Origin of the sequence: Curtobacterium sp. NPDC089185 (genome assembly GCF_040685235.1) — a bacterium.
Lineage (GTDB): Bacteria > Actinomycetota > Actinomycetes > Actinomycetales > Microbacteriaceae > Curtobacterium > Curtobacterium citri.
Genome location: NZ_JBFBHK010000002.1, coordinates 248817 through 262908, shown reverse-complemented (window position 1 = coordinate 262908; position 14092 = coordinate 248817). Strand labels below are relative to the sequence as shown.

Below are 14092 nucleotides of genomic sequence, written 5' to 3'. Positions count from 1 at the left end.
CCTCGACCGGAAGCAGGAGGAAGCAATGGCGTACAACGTCGACAAGTCCGACGCCCAGTGGCGCGAGGAGCTCTCCCCGGACCAGTACGCCGTGCTCCGGCAGGCAGGGACCGAGCGTCCGTGGACCGGTGAGCTGCTCGACGAGGAGCGCGCCGGCATCTACACGTGTGCGGCGTGCGGCAAGGAGCTCTTCAAGAGCGGTACGAAGTTCGACTCCGGCTGCGGCTGGCCCTCGTTCTACGAGTCGGTCGACCCCGAGGCCGTGCAGCTCATCGAGGACAAGTCCCTCGGCATGGTCCGCACCGAGGTCCGCTGCGCGAACTGCGGCTCGCACCTGGGCCACGTGTTCCCCGACGGCTTCGGCACGCCGACCGGCGACCGGTACTGCATGAACTCGCTGTCGCTGAACTTCTCGGCGGACTCCTCGGCCGAGTGACCCCCCGACGCGCCCGTCGGGTCCGCCGCTAGGATGGGCGCGTCAGCCAGCATGGCGCAATTGGTAGCGCACCGTACTTGTAATACGGGGGTTGCGGGTTCGAGTCCCGCTGCTGGCCCCAGCACGAAGGCGAAGGGCCCGGACGGAAGCCGTCCGGGCCCTTCGGCGCGTGGAACGCGGATCAGGGGGCGTTCCGGGCGCTCGACGCGGTAACCAGCCGGTCGTCCTCCGATGGTCGCACCGTTCGGCGCCCCGCGACCACCGATCTTCCCGGTTCCGCGGGTTCCCGCACGGATCTGCAGGAAGCGGCTGCCCCGTCTGCGTCCGGGCTGGACGGTCGCCGTGCGGTTGCCCGACGACCGCCCGGGACGGACGCTCAGCGCCCGCCCGTGATGCGCCGCTCGCGCTGGGCGACGCCGGCCGTGCCGTACGGGTAGTCGTCGATGCGCGGTGCGCTGGCGTCCGTCAGGCTGCGGAGCTCCTCGTCCGTGAGCACGAGGTCGGCCGCACCGAGGTTGTCCTCGAGCTGCGACACCGTGCGGGCACCGAGGATGACGCTCGTGACCGCCGGCCGGGCGAGCAGCCAGGCGAGGGCGACCTGCGACCTCGACGCACCGTGCGCGTCGGCGACGGCGGACACCGCGTCGAGCACCTGCCACGTGCGCTCGTCGGCGTTCCGGGCCTCCCACGCCTCCATGCCGCGCTTCGGGTCCTCGCCCAGGCGCGTCGCGCCGGTGGGGGCCTCGTCGCGCTGGTACTTGCCGGAGAGCCACCCGCCGGCCAGCGGCGACCAGGGCAGCAGGCCGATGCCGGCGTCGAGGCAGGCCGGGACGACCTCGTGCTCGATGTCGCGGACGAGCAGGTTGTACTGCGGCTGCAGCGTCACCGGCGGTGCCCAGCCGTGGGCCTTCGCCTCGTAGACGGCCTTCGTCACCTGGTAGCCGAGGTAGTTCGAGAACCCGTAGGTGCCGATCTTGCCGGCGGACACGGCGTCGTCGAGGAAGCGCAGGGTCTCCTCGATCGGCGTCAGGGCGTCCCACGCGTGCATCTGGTACAGGTCGATGTGCTCGACGCCGAGCCGTTCGAGCGAGGCGTCGAGGGCGACCCGGAGGTGTCGGCGGGACAGCCCGAGGTCGTTCGGGCCGTCGCCCTGCGGGAAGCGGCCCTTCGTGGCGAGGACGACCTGCTGCGCCTCGGTCGGGTGCGCGGCGAGCCAGCGGCCGATGATGCGCTCGGACTCGTTGCCCGAGTAGACGTCCGCCGTGTCGACGAGGGTGCCGCCGGCGGCGACGAACGTGTCGATGATCTGGTGGGAGGTGGGTTCGTCGGCTTCGCTGCCGAACGTCATGGTGCCGAGGGTCAGCGTCGACACCGATGTCCCGCTGTTGCCGAGGAGTCTGTAGTCCATGGGCGGGACGCTACGCCCGGTCGGCTGGCCCCGAGGGGACCCGCCAGTACCCGTCAGGGGGAGCGCACCGCCCGGTCAGCGTCCCTGGGACAGGAAGGCGATGGCCGCTTCGCGGAAGTCGCGCGACGTCGGAGCATTGAAGTGGTTCCGCCGCGGGATCTCGAAGAACGACGCGTCCGGCGCCGCCTCGGCCAGGCGCACCGCGCTGTCCCGGATGCCGTCCTCGCTGCCCGCCGCCATCAGGATCGGCTGCGCCGGTGCGTTCTCGGGCGTCGGCTCGACGCTGTTCCGCATCCCCTCGACCATCGCCACGAGCGCCCGCAGGTCGTTCCCCTCGACGTTCGCGGCCATCTGCAGGTACCCGCGCGTGACGCGGTCCTCGACGGGCGTGCCGTCCGCGATGTACGCCTTCGCCTGGTCGACCGCGACCCGTCGCATCGGGTCGGCGTCGGGGATCCCGCCGAGCACGGCCCGCGAGATGCGGTCGGGGATCTGCTCGGCGGTGTGCCAACCGACCCGGGCGCCGAGCGAGTACCCGAGGAAGGCGACGTCGGTGAGCAGGTACGTGTCGACGACCGTCGTGACGTCGGCGACGAGCAGCTCCATCGAGTACGCCGACGGGTCGTGCGGCTTCGACGACGCCCCGTGGCCGCGCTGGTCGAGCGCGACGACCCGGTAGCCGGCGCGGACGAGGTCGCGGGTCCACCCCGAGGCGTGCCAGTTGAGGACCGCGCCGGAGGCGAACCCGTGCACGGCCACCACGACGGGGGCGTCCGGGTCACCGAAGTCGTACGTCGCGAGCTTCAGGCCGTCCGGGGACATCACGGCACGGGGACGGGGCGCTTCGGGGACGAGTGACATGTCCCCACCAGGCTACCGGGGCATGGTGGTCCCCATGGACGGCTACGGCGGCGATCAGGTCCGGGCGGCGGAGCGGCCGCACCTCGAGGCGGGCGAACCCCTCATGCAGCGTGCGGCGGACGGGCTCGCCCACATCGTGGGCGACCTGCTGGACGACCCGGCGGTGCGCCCGCAGGACGGGTCCGGGTCCGTCCTGCTCCTGGTGGGCAGCGGCGACAACGGCGGTGACGCCCTGTTCGCGGGTGCGCGGCTGGCGTCGGCCGGGAGGCACGTGGCGGTGCTGCGCGTCGGCGCACGGGTCCACGAGGCGGGCCTGGCAGCGGCGCTGGACGCCGGGGCGCGCCTCCTGGACGGCCCGTCGGACCCCGGGGCAGACCGTGACGACGCGGGCGCTGCCGACATCCTGCGGGCGGCTGCGACGTCGGACGCCGAGCGCCTGGCGGCGGTCGCCGCCGAGGCCGCCGCGGCGACCGACCTCGTGCTCGACGGCATCCTCGGCATCGGCGCCGGCGGCGGCACACCCCTGCGCTCTCCCGCTCGGCAGGTCGTCGACGCGATCCGCGAGCTCGCCCGCGACCAGCGCGCCCCGTTCGTCGTCGCCGTCGACGTGCCGAGCGGCATCGACGTCGACACGGGTGCCGTCGCGGACGAGCACGTGCTGCACGCCGACGTCACGGTGACGTTCGGCGGGGTGAAGGCGGGCCTGCTCACCGGCCCCGGGGCGACGCTCGCCGGACGGATCGCGCTCGTCGACGTCGGGATCGGTGCGGACCTGGCGACCGTGGAGCCGCTGGTCCGCACCTGATCGGTGGTGTCAGGCCGCGCCGGCGTCGACCCCGTCGACCACGTCCGGACGCGCCTCGAGCCAGGTGTCGACGAAGTGCCGGTAGTTCGCGGCGATGACCTGCTCGGCCGCCTCGCGGTCGAGCCCCTGCTGCACGACGTCGTCGAGGGCGTCCTCCCAGTTGCTCCGACCGATCGCGAAGCCGACGAACCCGTCGACGGGCGCCGCGGTGCGGAGCCAGTGGTCGAGCTGCTCCTCGGGGGCGTCCCGACCGAGCACGATGCACTGCACGCCGTCACGACCACCGGCACGGGCTGCGGCCACGACGCGCTCGGCGTCCTCGGCGCGGTCCAGGCCCTCGAGCTTCCACACGTCGGGCTCGACGCCGTGCTCCTGCAGGAACCCGATCGACTCGACGACGAGCCCGGGGCGGACGTCGCGGTCGTAGTCGTCGGCCTGCGCCTGCTGCTCGTCCGTGCCGGGCACGAGCAGCTCGACCAGGAACGCCCGGTCGGCGTCGTGCAGCGTGCGGGAGACCTCGGCGAGCCGCTCGGCCTGCGCCGTCCGGTCGTCGGCGTCGAAGGCGGGGTTGTCGCGGACGAGCACCTTCACGAAGTCGGGGTCGAACGAGTCGACGTGCGCGATCCAGTCGTCGCCGTACTCGAGCTCGAACCAGTCGCGACCGGAGCGCTCGATCGGCATCGCGAGCTGGAGCCCGGCCTCCCGGACCAGCCGGGCGACGTCGGCGCCGTACCGCTCGTCGACGAGGACGCCGGTGCGTGTCCGCGATGCCCCCGCGGCGAGCGCCGTCAGGACTCCGCGGTAGACCAGCTGCTTGCCGGCGCGGACGCGCTGGGCGTCGGCCTCGTCGGCCGGTTCGCCGGACTCGTCGCCGTAGGTGTGCTCGAGGAGCGAGGAACGTTGGTCCATCGCGAGGAGGAAGAGGGGGTGCTGTTCGTCGAGGTCGGCCATGCCGCCATGCTGCTCGCACCCCCTCGGTGCGGACTCAGTGGGCGCGGTACAGTTCCGGCGCCGGCAGCCCGTGCGCGGCACGGATGCTGCGCGCGATGCCCTCGATCGCCACGAGCGCGTCGACGACGGCCTCGGCGGTGACGGGGAACGGCATGTTGTGGATGGTCTCGCCCTCCACGGTGGCAGCCTCGGCGACCGCCCGCAGGACGTCGCGGTCGTCGACGGTCAGACCGATCTCGGTGAGCGTGTTCGGCAGCCCGACCTTCGTGGTGAACACGACGAAGTCCTCGATCTCCTCGGCGGGGGCACCCTCGAGGACGAGCTGCGCGATCGTGCCGACGTTGACCTTCTGCCCGTGGGCGAGCCCGTGCGCCTGGGGTGCGGCGGTCAGGCCGTTGTGGATCGCGTGCGCCGCGGCGAGCCCGCCCGACTCGAAGCCGAGGCCGGAGAGGAGCGTGTTCGCCTCGACGACCTTCTCGAGCGCGGGCGTGACGACCTTCGCCTTGACGGACTCGATCGCCTGGAGCGCGTTGTCGTGCAGGAGCTCCCACGACAGCTTCGCGAGGGCCACACCGGTCTCGGTCTGCAGCCCACCCGCCATCGTGTCGGCGTTCGCGCGCTTCGCAGCCCGGGCCTCGACCCAGGTCGCGAGGGCGTCGCCGATGCCCGCGACGAGGAACTGCACGGGGGCGTTGGCGACGAGCTTCGTGTCGATGAGCACGAGGTCGGGGTTGTGCGGGAAGAAGCGGTACTCGATGAACTCCCCCTCCTCCGAGTAGACGACCGCGAGCGCGGAGGTCGGGGCGTCGGTGCTCGCGGCGGTCGGCACGCTCGCCCAGCGGATGCCGGCGAGGTGCCCGGATGCCTTCGCGGCGTCGATCGCCGAACCGCCACCGAGGCCGACGACCACGTCGCTGTCGGTCGCGCGGATCGTCTCGACGAGGTCGTCGATGGCCTGCGGGGTGGCGAACCGACCGAAGCCGACGCGCTCGACGGGCAGGTCGGCGTCGGCGAACGAGGTGCGCACGGCCTCCTCGACGATGCCCCAGACGACGTCGTCCGCCACGAGGAGCGGGCGTCGGCCGATCGGGGCGACGAACTCGCCGACGCGGGTGATCGCGTCCTTGCCCTGCACGTAGCGGGCGGGGCTCATGACGGTGCTGATCGGAGTGGCCATGGTGCTGCTTCCTTCCGGGTGGTGACGAGCGCTTGCACGACAGGTGTCGGCTCAGACGACGAGCCCGACGCTACGCGGGCCGGCTGCGGGTACGGTCTGCGGCATGACGTTCAACGACGACTCGAAGCTCAGCGGCGGGAAGGTGCAGCGCCGCGGGCGGACGGCCGCGATCGGCGGTGGCACGGTCGGCATCGGCGCGATCGTGGTGTTCCTCATCGCGCAGTTCACCGGGGTCGACCTGAGCGGCTTCGTCGACGACGGCACCACGCAGGTCCAGGACCAGGGCCAGACGGTGCAGCCAGCCGAGGAGTGCCGGACCGGCCGCGACGCGAACCAGCGGGTCGAGTGCCGGATGGAGGGCGCCGCCGAGTCCCTCGACGACTACTGGACCGACGAGTCCCGACAGCTCGGCATCTCGTACGAGACGCCCGGCTTCGTGCTCTTCGACAGGTCGACCGGCACCGGGTGCGGTCAGGCCTCCGCCGCCACCGGCCCGTTCTACTGCCCGCCGGACCGCTCGATCTTCCTGGACACCGCCTTCTACGACGACCTGCAGTCGCAGTACGGGTCCTCCGGCGGTCCGCTCGCCCAGATGTACGTCGTCGCGCACGAGTGGGGGCACCACGTCCAGCAGCTCCAGGGCACCTTCGCGGACACCGACCGCTCCGGCACCGGGGCGTCGTCGGGCAGCGTCCGCGTCGAGCTCCAGGCCGACTGCTACGCCGGGGCGTGGGTCGGGTCGGCCGCGACGACCGAGGACGCGGACGGCCGGACGTTCTTCGAGCCGATCAGCCGGTCGCAGATCGCCGACGCCCTGTCCGCGGCGAGCGCGGTCGGCGACGACAGCATCCAGGAGCGGGCGACCGGTCGGGTCGACCCGGACTCGTTCACGCACGGCTCCAGCGAGCAGCGCCAGGCCTGGTTCACCCGCGGGTACGAGCGGGGCGCGACCGCGTGCGACACGTTCAGCGTGCCGGGCTCGTCGCTCTGACCACCCGCCGAACGGACTGATCGGACGTCGGGCCGATCAGTCGCCGGACGGGCTCGGGGTCGCGCTGGCCGAGGGGGTCGGCGTGGGCGTCGACTCGGTCGAACCGGCCGCCGACACCACGAACGTGCGGAAGTCGTCGTTCGTGATGGGCGAGGTCAGCTCGTACTGCTTGCCGTTCACCAGCACCAGCGGCGGTCCGGGGAAGGCGTCGAGCGACGAACCCGGGATGTCGCCGTCCGTGACGTCGGTCGTGCGCTCGTCGACCCACTTCGCGTACGTCTGGTCCTGGATGCAGTCGCGGATCGCCGCCTGGTCCTGCACGCCGTCGACGCCGGTGACGATCCGCTCGAGCTGCGCGTTCGTCAGACCGGACGTGCCCTGCTCGGGCTGCCGGGCGAAGAGCGCCTGGTTCACGGCGTAGAACTGCCCCGGGGAGCGGTCGGCCACGCAGGCCGCCGCGTTCGCCGCCCGGAGCGAGTACTTCGTGCCCTGCGACCGGTTGGTCAGCACGGCCACCGGGTGGATGTCGACCGTCGCGGCGCCGGAGTCGACCAGGCTGGCGATGTAGTCGCCGTTCGCCCGCTCGAACTGCGCGCACGTGTCGCAGAGGTAGTCGACGTACATGGTGATGCGCACCGGGTCCGAGGCGTCGGTCGCACTCGGCGACGGCGACGCGGACGCTCCGACGGGCTGCAGGCCCTGCCCGATGGTGATGCCGCCCTGCGACATCGTCGACGGGCCGGGGCCGGCTGGCTTGACGGAGTCGACGAGCACCAGCGTCACGACGGCGACCGCCGCGAGGAGCACCACACCGAGCCCGATCCGGAGCCCGAGCCGCGTCCCGCGCTGCCGACGCTTCTGCTGCGTCCGTGCTCGCTGGGCACGCTGCCGTGCGGCTTCTCGTCGTTCGTTGCGCGCGGCGCGTGCGTCACCCTCGGGGCGGTTGGTCATGCGTCGATGGTCCTCACGTTGATCCTGACGTCCGTGCGGCCTTCCCCCGGTACGCCGGACGGACCCACCGATGGTAGTGGTCCTTCCTGGGACCAGCCAACCAGGTCGTCCCCGACACTGGCGCTGCCCGGGGAAGTCGTGTTGTATGAGCAGCGATGGTCGACGGCGACCATCCGGGGCCCCCTCGGGCAACCGCTTCACAACGGATCGTCCGGCACGTACCTGCCGGTGAAGGAAGGATCGAACGCTCATGGCGTCCGTCACCTACGACAAGGCAACCCGTCTCTACCCCGGAGGCACCCGCCCCGCGGTCGACTCCCTCGACCTGGACGTCGCCGACGGCGAGTTCCTCGTCCTCGTCGGCCCCTCGGGCTGCGGCAAGTCCACCTCCCTGCGCATGCTCGCCGGCCTCGAAGAGGTCAACTCCGGCGCCATCCGCATCGGCGAGCGCGACGTCACCGACGTCCCGCCGAAGGACCGCGACATCGCGATGGTGTTCCAGAACTACGCGCTGTACCCGCACATGACCGTCGCCGAGAACATGGGCTTCGCGCTCAAGATCGCCGGCGTCGGCAAGGAGGAGCGCGCCACCCGCGTGCAGGAGGCCGCCAAGCTCCTCGACCTCGAGCAGTACCTCGGCCGCAAGCCGAAGGCGCTCTCCGGTGGTCAGCGGCAGCGCGTCGCGATGGGCCGCGCGATCGTCCGTCAGCCCCAGGTGTTCCTCATGGACGAGCCGCTGTCGAACCTCGACGCCAAGCTCCGCGTCCAGACCCGCACCCAGATCGCGTCGCTCCAGCGCCGCCTCGGCGTCACCACGGTCTACGTCACGCACGACCAGACCGAGGCGCTCACCATGGGCGACCGCATCGCGGTGCTCAAGGACGGCATCCTGCAGCAGGTCGGCTCGCCGCGCGACCTCTACGAGAAGCCGAACAACGTGTTCGTCGCCGGCTTCATCGGTTCGCCGGCCATGAACCTGCTCCCGGCCGACGTCATCGAGGGCGGCATCAAGTTCGGCACGCTCAACCACCCGATCGACCGCGACACCCTGTCGAACGCCCGCTCGGGCAACGTCACGGTGGGCATCCGCCCGGAGGACGTCATCGTGTCGACCTCCGGCGAGGGCCTGCCCGTCACGGTCGACGTCGTCGAGGAGCTCGGCGCCGACGGCTACCTCTACGGTCACGCCGACGTGAACGGCCAGCGCACCGACATCGTCGCGCGCGTCGACGGCCGCTCGCACCCCTCGATCGGCGACACGATCGTCATCGCACCGAAGCAGGGCCACGTGCACGCCTTCGACACCGAGTCGGGCGAGCGCCTCGACGACAAGGCCGTCATCAGCGCCTGACGCGCGAACAGCCGGACGGGAGGCGCGGTGCCAGCTGGCACCGCGCCTCCCGTCTGTGAGACCGCCGGACCGACACCGGACACCGCACCGACAGGAGCCACCCGTGCCCGACTCCCTCGCCATCACCGCCGCCACGGTCGACCCCGGTCTGCTCGACCTGCCGTGGGACGTCCCGCTGGAGGACTGGCCGGACGACGTCATCGTCGCCCTCCCGAAGGGCATCTCGCGGCACCTCGTCCGCTTCGTGCACCTCAGCGGGTACGTCGCGGCGGTGAAGGAGACGGGCGAGGAGGTCGCACGCTCGGAGTACGAGATGCTCCGCACCCTGCAGCGCATGGACGTGCCGTGCGTGGACCCGGTCGCCGTCATCACGAACCGCGTCGACGAGCACGGTGAGCCGCTGCACCCGGTGCTCGTCACCCGGCACCTGCGGTTCTCGCTGCCGTACCGCGCGCTGTACTCGCAGACGCTGCGGCCGGAGACCGCCACGCGCCTCGTCGACGCCCTCGCGCTGCTGCTCGTCCGCCTGCACGTCATCGGCTTCTACTGGGGCGACGTCTCCCTGTCGAACACCCTGTTCCGCCGCGACGCCGGAGCCTTCGCCGCGTACCTGGTCGACGCCGAGACGGGGAAGCTCTACCCCGGCGGCCTGTCGAACGGGCAGCGCGAGAACGACCTCGAGGTCGCCCGCGTGAACATCGCGGGCGAGCTCCTCGACCTCGAGGCCGGCGGGCGGCTCGACGAGAACGCCGACGCCGTCGACGTGTCGAACCGGATCGTCGCCCAGTACCGGACGCTCTGGAAGGAGCTCACGGGCACCGAGCAGTTCGACGTCAAGGAGCGGTGGCGCATCAACGACCGCGTCGAACGCCTCAACGCGCTCGGCTTCGACATCGAGGAGCTCTCGATCCACACGACCGAGGGCGGGTCGCAGGTGCGCATCCAGCCGAAGGTCGTCGACGCCGGGCACCACCAGCGTCGGCTGCTGCGCCTGACCGGCCTCGACGCCGGCGAGAACCAGGCCCGCCGACTGCTGAACGACCTCGACGCGTACCGGGCGCGAAACGGCCGCGACCAGCTCGACGAGGAGATGGTGGCGCACGAGTGGGTGTCGCGGGTGTTCGAGCCCGTCGTCCGCTCGATCCCGCGCGACCTCCGGGGACGGCTCGAACCCGCCGAGGTGTTCCACGAGCTGCTCGAGCACCGCTGGTACATGTCCCAGGAGGAGGAGCGCTCGGTCTCGCTGCCCGAGGCCACCACCGCGTACATCAACGACGTGCTGCGCCACCGTCGTGACGAGCGCCTGCTCATCAACCCGCCGACGTCGTCGATGACCCTGCCGATCCCCGTGGTGGACGACGACGGGTCGGCGGACGAGTCCGACGACGTCGAGGACTGGCGCGCCTCGGTCTGACGGCTCCCGCCCGCACGGACGGGAGGCCCGGTGCCGGTCCCGTGGAACGGCACCGGGCCTCCCGTGGTGCGCTGGTGCGGTGGTGCGCTGGTGCGGGCCGCTACTCGGCGCGACGGCGCCGGGCGACCTCCCACAGCGTGACGCTCGCGGCGATGCCCGCGTTGAGGGACTCGGTCGCGCTCGAGATCGGGATCGAGACGACCGCGTCGCAGGTCTCGGTCACGAGTCGGGACAGCCCCTTGCCCTCGGAGCCGACGACGATGACGATCGGCCGGTCGGCGAGCTCGAGCTGGTCGAGCTGCACGTCGCCGTCGCCCGCGAGACCGAGCACGAAGAGCCCCATCGACTTGAGCGACTTCAGGGTCTGGGTCAGGTTCGGCGCCATCGCGACGGGCGTGCGAGCGGCCGCGCCGGCGGAGGTCTTCCACGCGCTCGCCGTCACGCCGACCGAGCGGCGCTGCGGCACGATGACGCCGTGCCCGCCGAACGCCGCCGTCGAGCGGATGATCGCACCGAGGTTCCGCGGGTCGGTGATGCCGTCGAGGGCGACCATGAGCGGCACCTCGTCCCGGCCGAAGGCGCGCTCGGCGAGGTCCTCTGCCACGGCGTACTCGTACGCCGGGACCTTGAGGGCGACGCCCTGGTGCACGCTGTCGTGCCCCGTGATGCGGTCGAGCTCCGGCCGCATGATCTCCATGATCGGGACGCCGCGGTGGTTGGCGAGCGCAAGGATCTCCTTGACGCGGTCGTCCACCTCGATGCGGGCGGCGATGTAGAGGGTCGTGGAGGGGGTCTTCGTGCGGAGGGCCTCGAGCACCGAGTTGCGGCCGGTCACGAGCTCCGAGTCGTCGGACTTCCGCTGCGGCGGGCGGCCGGTGCGCTGCTGCGGCGAGCTCGACGCTCCGTGACGACCACGGGCAGCGTCGAGCCGCTCCTTGGCGGCCTTGCGCTTGCCGGCGGGGTGGTACGGGCGGTCCTCGGCCTTCGGCGTCGGCTTCCGACCCTCGAGCGCCTGGGCGCCCTGGCCGCCGGAGCCGACCTGCTTGTTGCCCTTGCGGCCGGAGCGGACGGCGCCGGGCCGGCCCTTCCTGCTCCCCGAGACGTTCTTCATGCGTAGCTCCTGTTCGGCACTGCCGTGGTCAGGCGATGCTCCAGCGTGTTCCGGACGGTGTGTCCTCGATCGTGATGCCCGCTGCTGCGAGATCGTCGCGGTACCGGTCGGCGGCCGCGAAGTCACGTGCTGCTCGTGCGTCGGTGCGCTCCTGCAGGAGACGCTCGACGAGAGCGGCGAGCGGTGCGGCAGCGACGTCGTGGCCGGTGCCGGACCAGTGGGCTGCGCGCGGGTCGATGCCGAGCACCTCGACCATCGCAGCCACCTGATGGTACGCGGTTCCGAGCGCATCCGCATCGTCGGCGTCGAGGGCGGCGTTCCCGGCCCGGACGGTCTCGTGCAGCACGGCGAGGGCCTGGGGCACCGCGAGGTCGTCGTCCATCGCGGTCCCGAAGGCCTCCGGCACGCCCGGGGCGTCCCGCAGCGGGACACCAGCGAGCCGGGCACCGGCGCGCTCGAGGAAGCCCGCGATCCGGTCGTAGGCCGCCTCGGCCTCGACGAGGGAGCCCTCGTGGTGGTCGATCGACGACCGGTAGTGCGCGGCGCCGAGGAAGTAGCGGACCACGGCGGGTCGGGCGGCAGCGAGGAAGTCGGCAGCGAAGATCGAGTTGCCGAGCGACTTCGACATCTTCTGCCCCTCGACGGTCACGAGCCCGTTGTGCAGCCAGTACGACGCGAAGGGGTCACCGGCCGCGGTCGACTGCGCGAGCTCGTTCTCGTGGTGCGGGAAGCGCAGGTCGAGTCCACCGCCGTGGATGTCGAACGCCGGACCGAGGTACCGCCGCGACATCGCGGAGCACTCGATGTGCCACCCCGGTCGCCCGGGGCCCCACGGGGAGTCCCACGTGGCCGTGCCCGGCTCGCCCGGCTTCGCGCCCTTCCACAGCGCGAAGTCGCGGGGGTCCCGCTTGCCGCGCGGGTCCGCGTCGGCCGCCTCGACCATGTCCTCGCGGCGCTGTCGGGTGAGGGCGCCGTACGCCTCCCAGCTCCCGGTGTCGAAGTACACGTCGCCGGAGCCGTCGGCCGCCGCGTAGGCGTGCCCGCGCTCGATCAGACGCTCGATGATCTCGTGCATCTGCGGCACGCTCGCCGTCGCCCGCGGCTCGTAGGTCGGGGCGAGGATGCCGAGGGCGTCGTACGCGGCGGTGAACTCCCGCTCGACGCGGTAGGCGCGGGCGAACCACTCCTCGTCGGTGCCGGCGGCCAGGTCGAGCACCTTGTCGTCGATGTCGGTGACGTTCCGGACGAGGGTCACCCGGTACCCGCGGTACGTCAGCCACCGCCGCCAGATGTCGTAGACGAGGGCGGAGCGCAGGTGCCCGATGTGCGGCGACGACTGCACCGTGGGGCCGCACACGTACATGCTGACCTGTCCGTCGACCAGCGGGACGAGGTCGACGACGGCTGCGGCGCGGGAGTCGTGGAGGCGAACGGTCACGCCCACCACCCTAGGACGTCAGACCGGTCGGACGACGGCCGTCGCGATCGCGGCGAGCCCCTCACCGCGACCGGTCAGCCCGAGGCCGTCGGTCGTCGTGCCGGAGACGGCGACCGGAGCGCCGACGACTGCGGCGAGCGCGGCCTGCATCTCGCCCCGCCGGCCGCCGATGCGGGGGCGGTTGCCGACGACCTGCACCGTCACCGAGGTGGGGACGAGGCCGGCCTGCCGCAGGAGCTCGACGGCGCCGCGGACGAACACGTCCCCCGCCGCACCGGCGTAGCGCGGGTCCGACGTGCCGAAGCGGCCGCCGATGTCGCCGAGCGCACCGGCGGACAGCAGGGCGTCGCACACCGCGTGCGCGACCGCGTCGCCGTCGCTGTGCCCGGAGAGGCCGGGTTCGCCGGGGAAGTCGAGGAGCCCGACGCGGCACGGCGATGCGGCGTCGAACGCGTGCACGTCGACCCCGAGGCCGATCCGCACCGTCGATGCCGCGGCACCGGCGACGAGCGCCTCGGCCCGGGCGAGGTCCCACCGGGTCGTGATCTTGAACGCGTCCGCGCTGCCCGGCACGGTGCGGACCGTGCCACCGGCCGCGCGGAAGACACCGGCGTCGTCGGTCTCCGACCGCTGCGAGGACGCGTAGGCCGCGCGGAGCGCTCCGAGCGGGAACACCTGCGGGGTCTGCACCCCGACGAGCGCCGAGCGGTCGACGGTCTCGACGACCTCGTCGCCGTCGACGCGCTTCACCGTGTCGGTCACGGGCAGCGCCGGGACCACGCCGTCACCGGTCGCGCGGGCCCGGTCGAACACCGCGTCGAACTGCGCCGCCGGCGTCAGGCACCGCGCGGCGTCGTGCACGCCCACCCACTCGACGCCGTCGGGCAGGGCGTCGAGCCCCGCCTGCACGGACGCGTGCCGGTCGGCACCGCCCGGCACGACCGCGGTCAGCCCCGCGGCCGGACCGGCGACGGCGTCGACCAGTGCGCGGCACTCGTCGAGCCGTGCGGCCGGGGCGACGACCACGACGAAGGTCGGTTCGGCCGACGTGAACACCGTGCGGACCGCGCGGGTGAGCATGAGTTCGCCGGCGACGGGCACGAACGCCTTGGCGTCGCCGATGCCGAGCCGGGTCCCCGAGCCCGCCGCAACGACGACGACCGCCCTGCTCACCCGGTCGGGGAGCAGGACGGTCGTC

General features: G+C 72.5%; 13 protein-coding genes and 1 tRNA gene. 6 read left to right on the top strand and 8 right to left on the bottom strand.

The features are described from left to right. Positions 1-25: 25 nt before the first annotated feature. Both msrB and AB0N84_RS03185 read left to right on the top strand, forming a co-directional pair. Positions 26-436 carry a peptide-methionine (R)-S-oxide reductase MsrB gene (gene msrB / locus AB0N84_RS03190; RefSeq protein ID WP_069713313.1) on the top strand — a complete coding sequence of 137 codons (411 nt, stop codon included), beginning with the start codon at positions 26-28 and terminating at the stop codon, positions 434-436. A gap of 45 nt (positions 437-481) precedes the next feature. Continuing rightward, positions 482-557, top strand: a tRNA-Thr gene (locus tag AB0N84_RS03185). 255 nt (positions 558-812) lie between these two features. On the opposite strand, the gene AB0N84_RS03180 is transcribed toward AB0N84_RS03185, so the two are convergent. Together AB0N84_RS03180 and AB0N84_RS03175 are read right to left on the bottom strand one after the other, a co-directional pair. Continuing rightward, the gene (locus tag AB0N84_RS03180) at positions 813-1844 is read right to left on the bottom strand and encodes an aldo/keto reductase (protein ID WP_182046165.1); all 1032 of its coding nucleotides are present in this window, start codon (positions 1842-1844) and stop codon (positions 813-815) included. A 75-nt stretch (positions 1845-1919) separates the two neighbouring features. Further along, positions 1920-2705: an alpha/beta hydrolase gene (locus AB0N84_RS03175; RefSeq protein ID WP_289459721.1), complete on the bottom strand. Its 786-nt coding sequence runs from the start codon at positions 2703-2705 to the stop codon at positions 1920-1922. A gap of 22 nt (positions 2706-2727) precedes the next feature. Between AB0N84_RS03175 and AB0N84_RS03170 the strand changes: the two genes are divergently transcribed. Further along, on the top strand, positions 2728-3510 hold the full coding sequence (locus AB0N84_RS03170; protein WP_363543690.1) for an NAD(P)H-hydrate epimerase: 783 nt from the start codon (positions 2728-2730) through the stop codon (positions 3508-3510). A 9-nt stretch (positions 3511-3519) separates the two neighbouring features. Here the strand turns inward: AB0N84_RS03170 and AB0N84_RS03165 are convergent, their stop codons facing one another. After that, positions 3520-4461 (bottom strand): 2-deoxy-5-keto-D-gluconate 6-phosphate aldolase domain-containing protein, encoded by a 942-nt coding sequence (locus AB0N84_RS03165; protein ID WP_363543688.1) that lies wholly within the window; start codon positions 4459-4461, stop codon positions 3520-3522. A 34-nt stretch (positions 4462-4495) separates the two neighbouring features. Next, positions 4496-5638 (bottom strand): glycerol dehydrogenase, encoded by a 1143-nt coding sequence (locus AB0N84_RS03160; protein ID WP_363543686.1) that lies wholly within the window; start codon positions 5636-5638, stop codon positions 4496-4498. A 103-nt stretch (positions 5639-5741) separates the two neighbouring features. On the opposite strand from AB0N84_RS03160, the gene AB0N84_RS03155 reads away from it, so the two are divergent. Continuing rightward, positions 5742-6629 (top strand): neutral zinc metallopeptidase, encoded by an 888-nt coding sequence (locus AB0N84_RS03155; RefSeq protein WP_363543684.1) that lies wholly within the window; start codon positions 5742-5744, stop codon positions 6627-6629. A gap of 36 nt (positions 6630-6665) precedes the next feature. Here AB0N84_RS03155 and AB0N84_RS03150 read toward each other — a convergent pair whose 3' ends face one another. Then, positions 6666-7580, bottom strand: a complete 915-nt coding sequence (locus tag AB0N84_RS03150; RefSeq protein WP_363543682.1) for a thioredoxin domain-containing protein — start codon at positions 7578-7580, stop codon at positions 6666-6668. Between the two features lie 250 nt (positions 7581-7830). On the opposite strand from AB0N84_RS03150, the gene ugpC reads away from it, so the two are divergent. Together ugpC and AB0N84_RS03140 are read left to right on the top strand one after the other, a co-directional pair. Next, positions 7831-8931 (top strand): sn-glycerol-3-phosphate ABC transporter ATP-binding protein UgpC, encoded by a 1101-nt coding sequence (gene ugpC / locus AB0N84_RS03145; protein ID WP_182046158.1) that lies wholly within the window; start codon positions 7831-7833, stop codon positions 8929-8931. A 103-nt stretch (positions 8932-9034) separates the two neighbouring features. Continuing rightward, the gene (locus AB0N84_RS03140) at positions 9035-10345 is read left to right on the top strand and encodes a DUF4032 domain-containing protein (protein WP_069713304.1); all 1311 of its coding nucleotides are present in this window, start codon (positions 9035-9037) and stop codon (positions 10343-10345) included. A gap of 100 nt (positions 10346-10445) precedes the next feature. Here the strand turns inward: AB0N84_RS03140 and rlmB are convergent, their stop codons facing one another. Genes rlmB through ispD form a run of 3 tightly spaced genes read right to left on the bottom strand, consistent with a single transcriptional unit; the run spans position 10446 to position 14067 of the window. Beyond that, positions 10446-11456 carry a 23S rRNA (guanosine(2251)-2'-O)-methyltransferase RlmB gene (gene rlmB, locus AB0N84_RS03135; protein ID WP_069713303.1) on the bottom strand — a complete coding sequence of 337 codons (1011 nt, stop codon included), beginning with the start codon at positions 11454-11456 and terminating at the stop codon, positions 10446-10448. Positions 11457-11484: 28 nt separating this feature from the next. Next, positions 11485-12894: a cysteine--tRNA ligase gene (gene cysS, locus AB0N84_RS03130; RefSeq protein ID WP_363543679.1), complete on the bottom strand. Its 1410-nt coding sequence runs from the start codon at positions 12892-12894 to the stop codon at positions 11485-11487. 18 nt (positions 12895-12912) lie between these two features. Beyond that, on the bottom strand, positions 12913-14067 hold the full coding sequence (gene ispD / locus AB0N84_RS03125) for a 2-C-methyl-D-erythritol 4-phosphate cytidylyltransferase (protein ID WP_363543677.1): 1155 nt from the start codon (positions 14065-14067) through the stop codon (positions 12913-12915). Between the last annotated feature and the right edge of the window lie 25 nt (positions 14068-14092).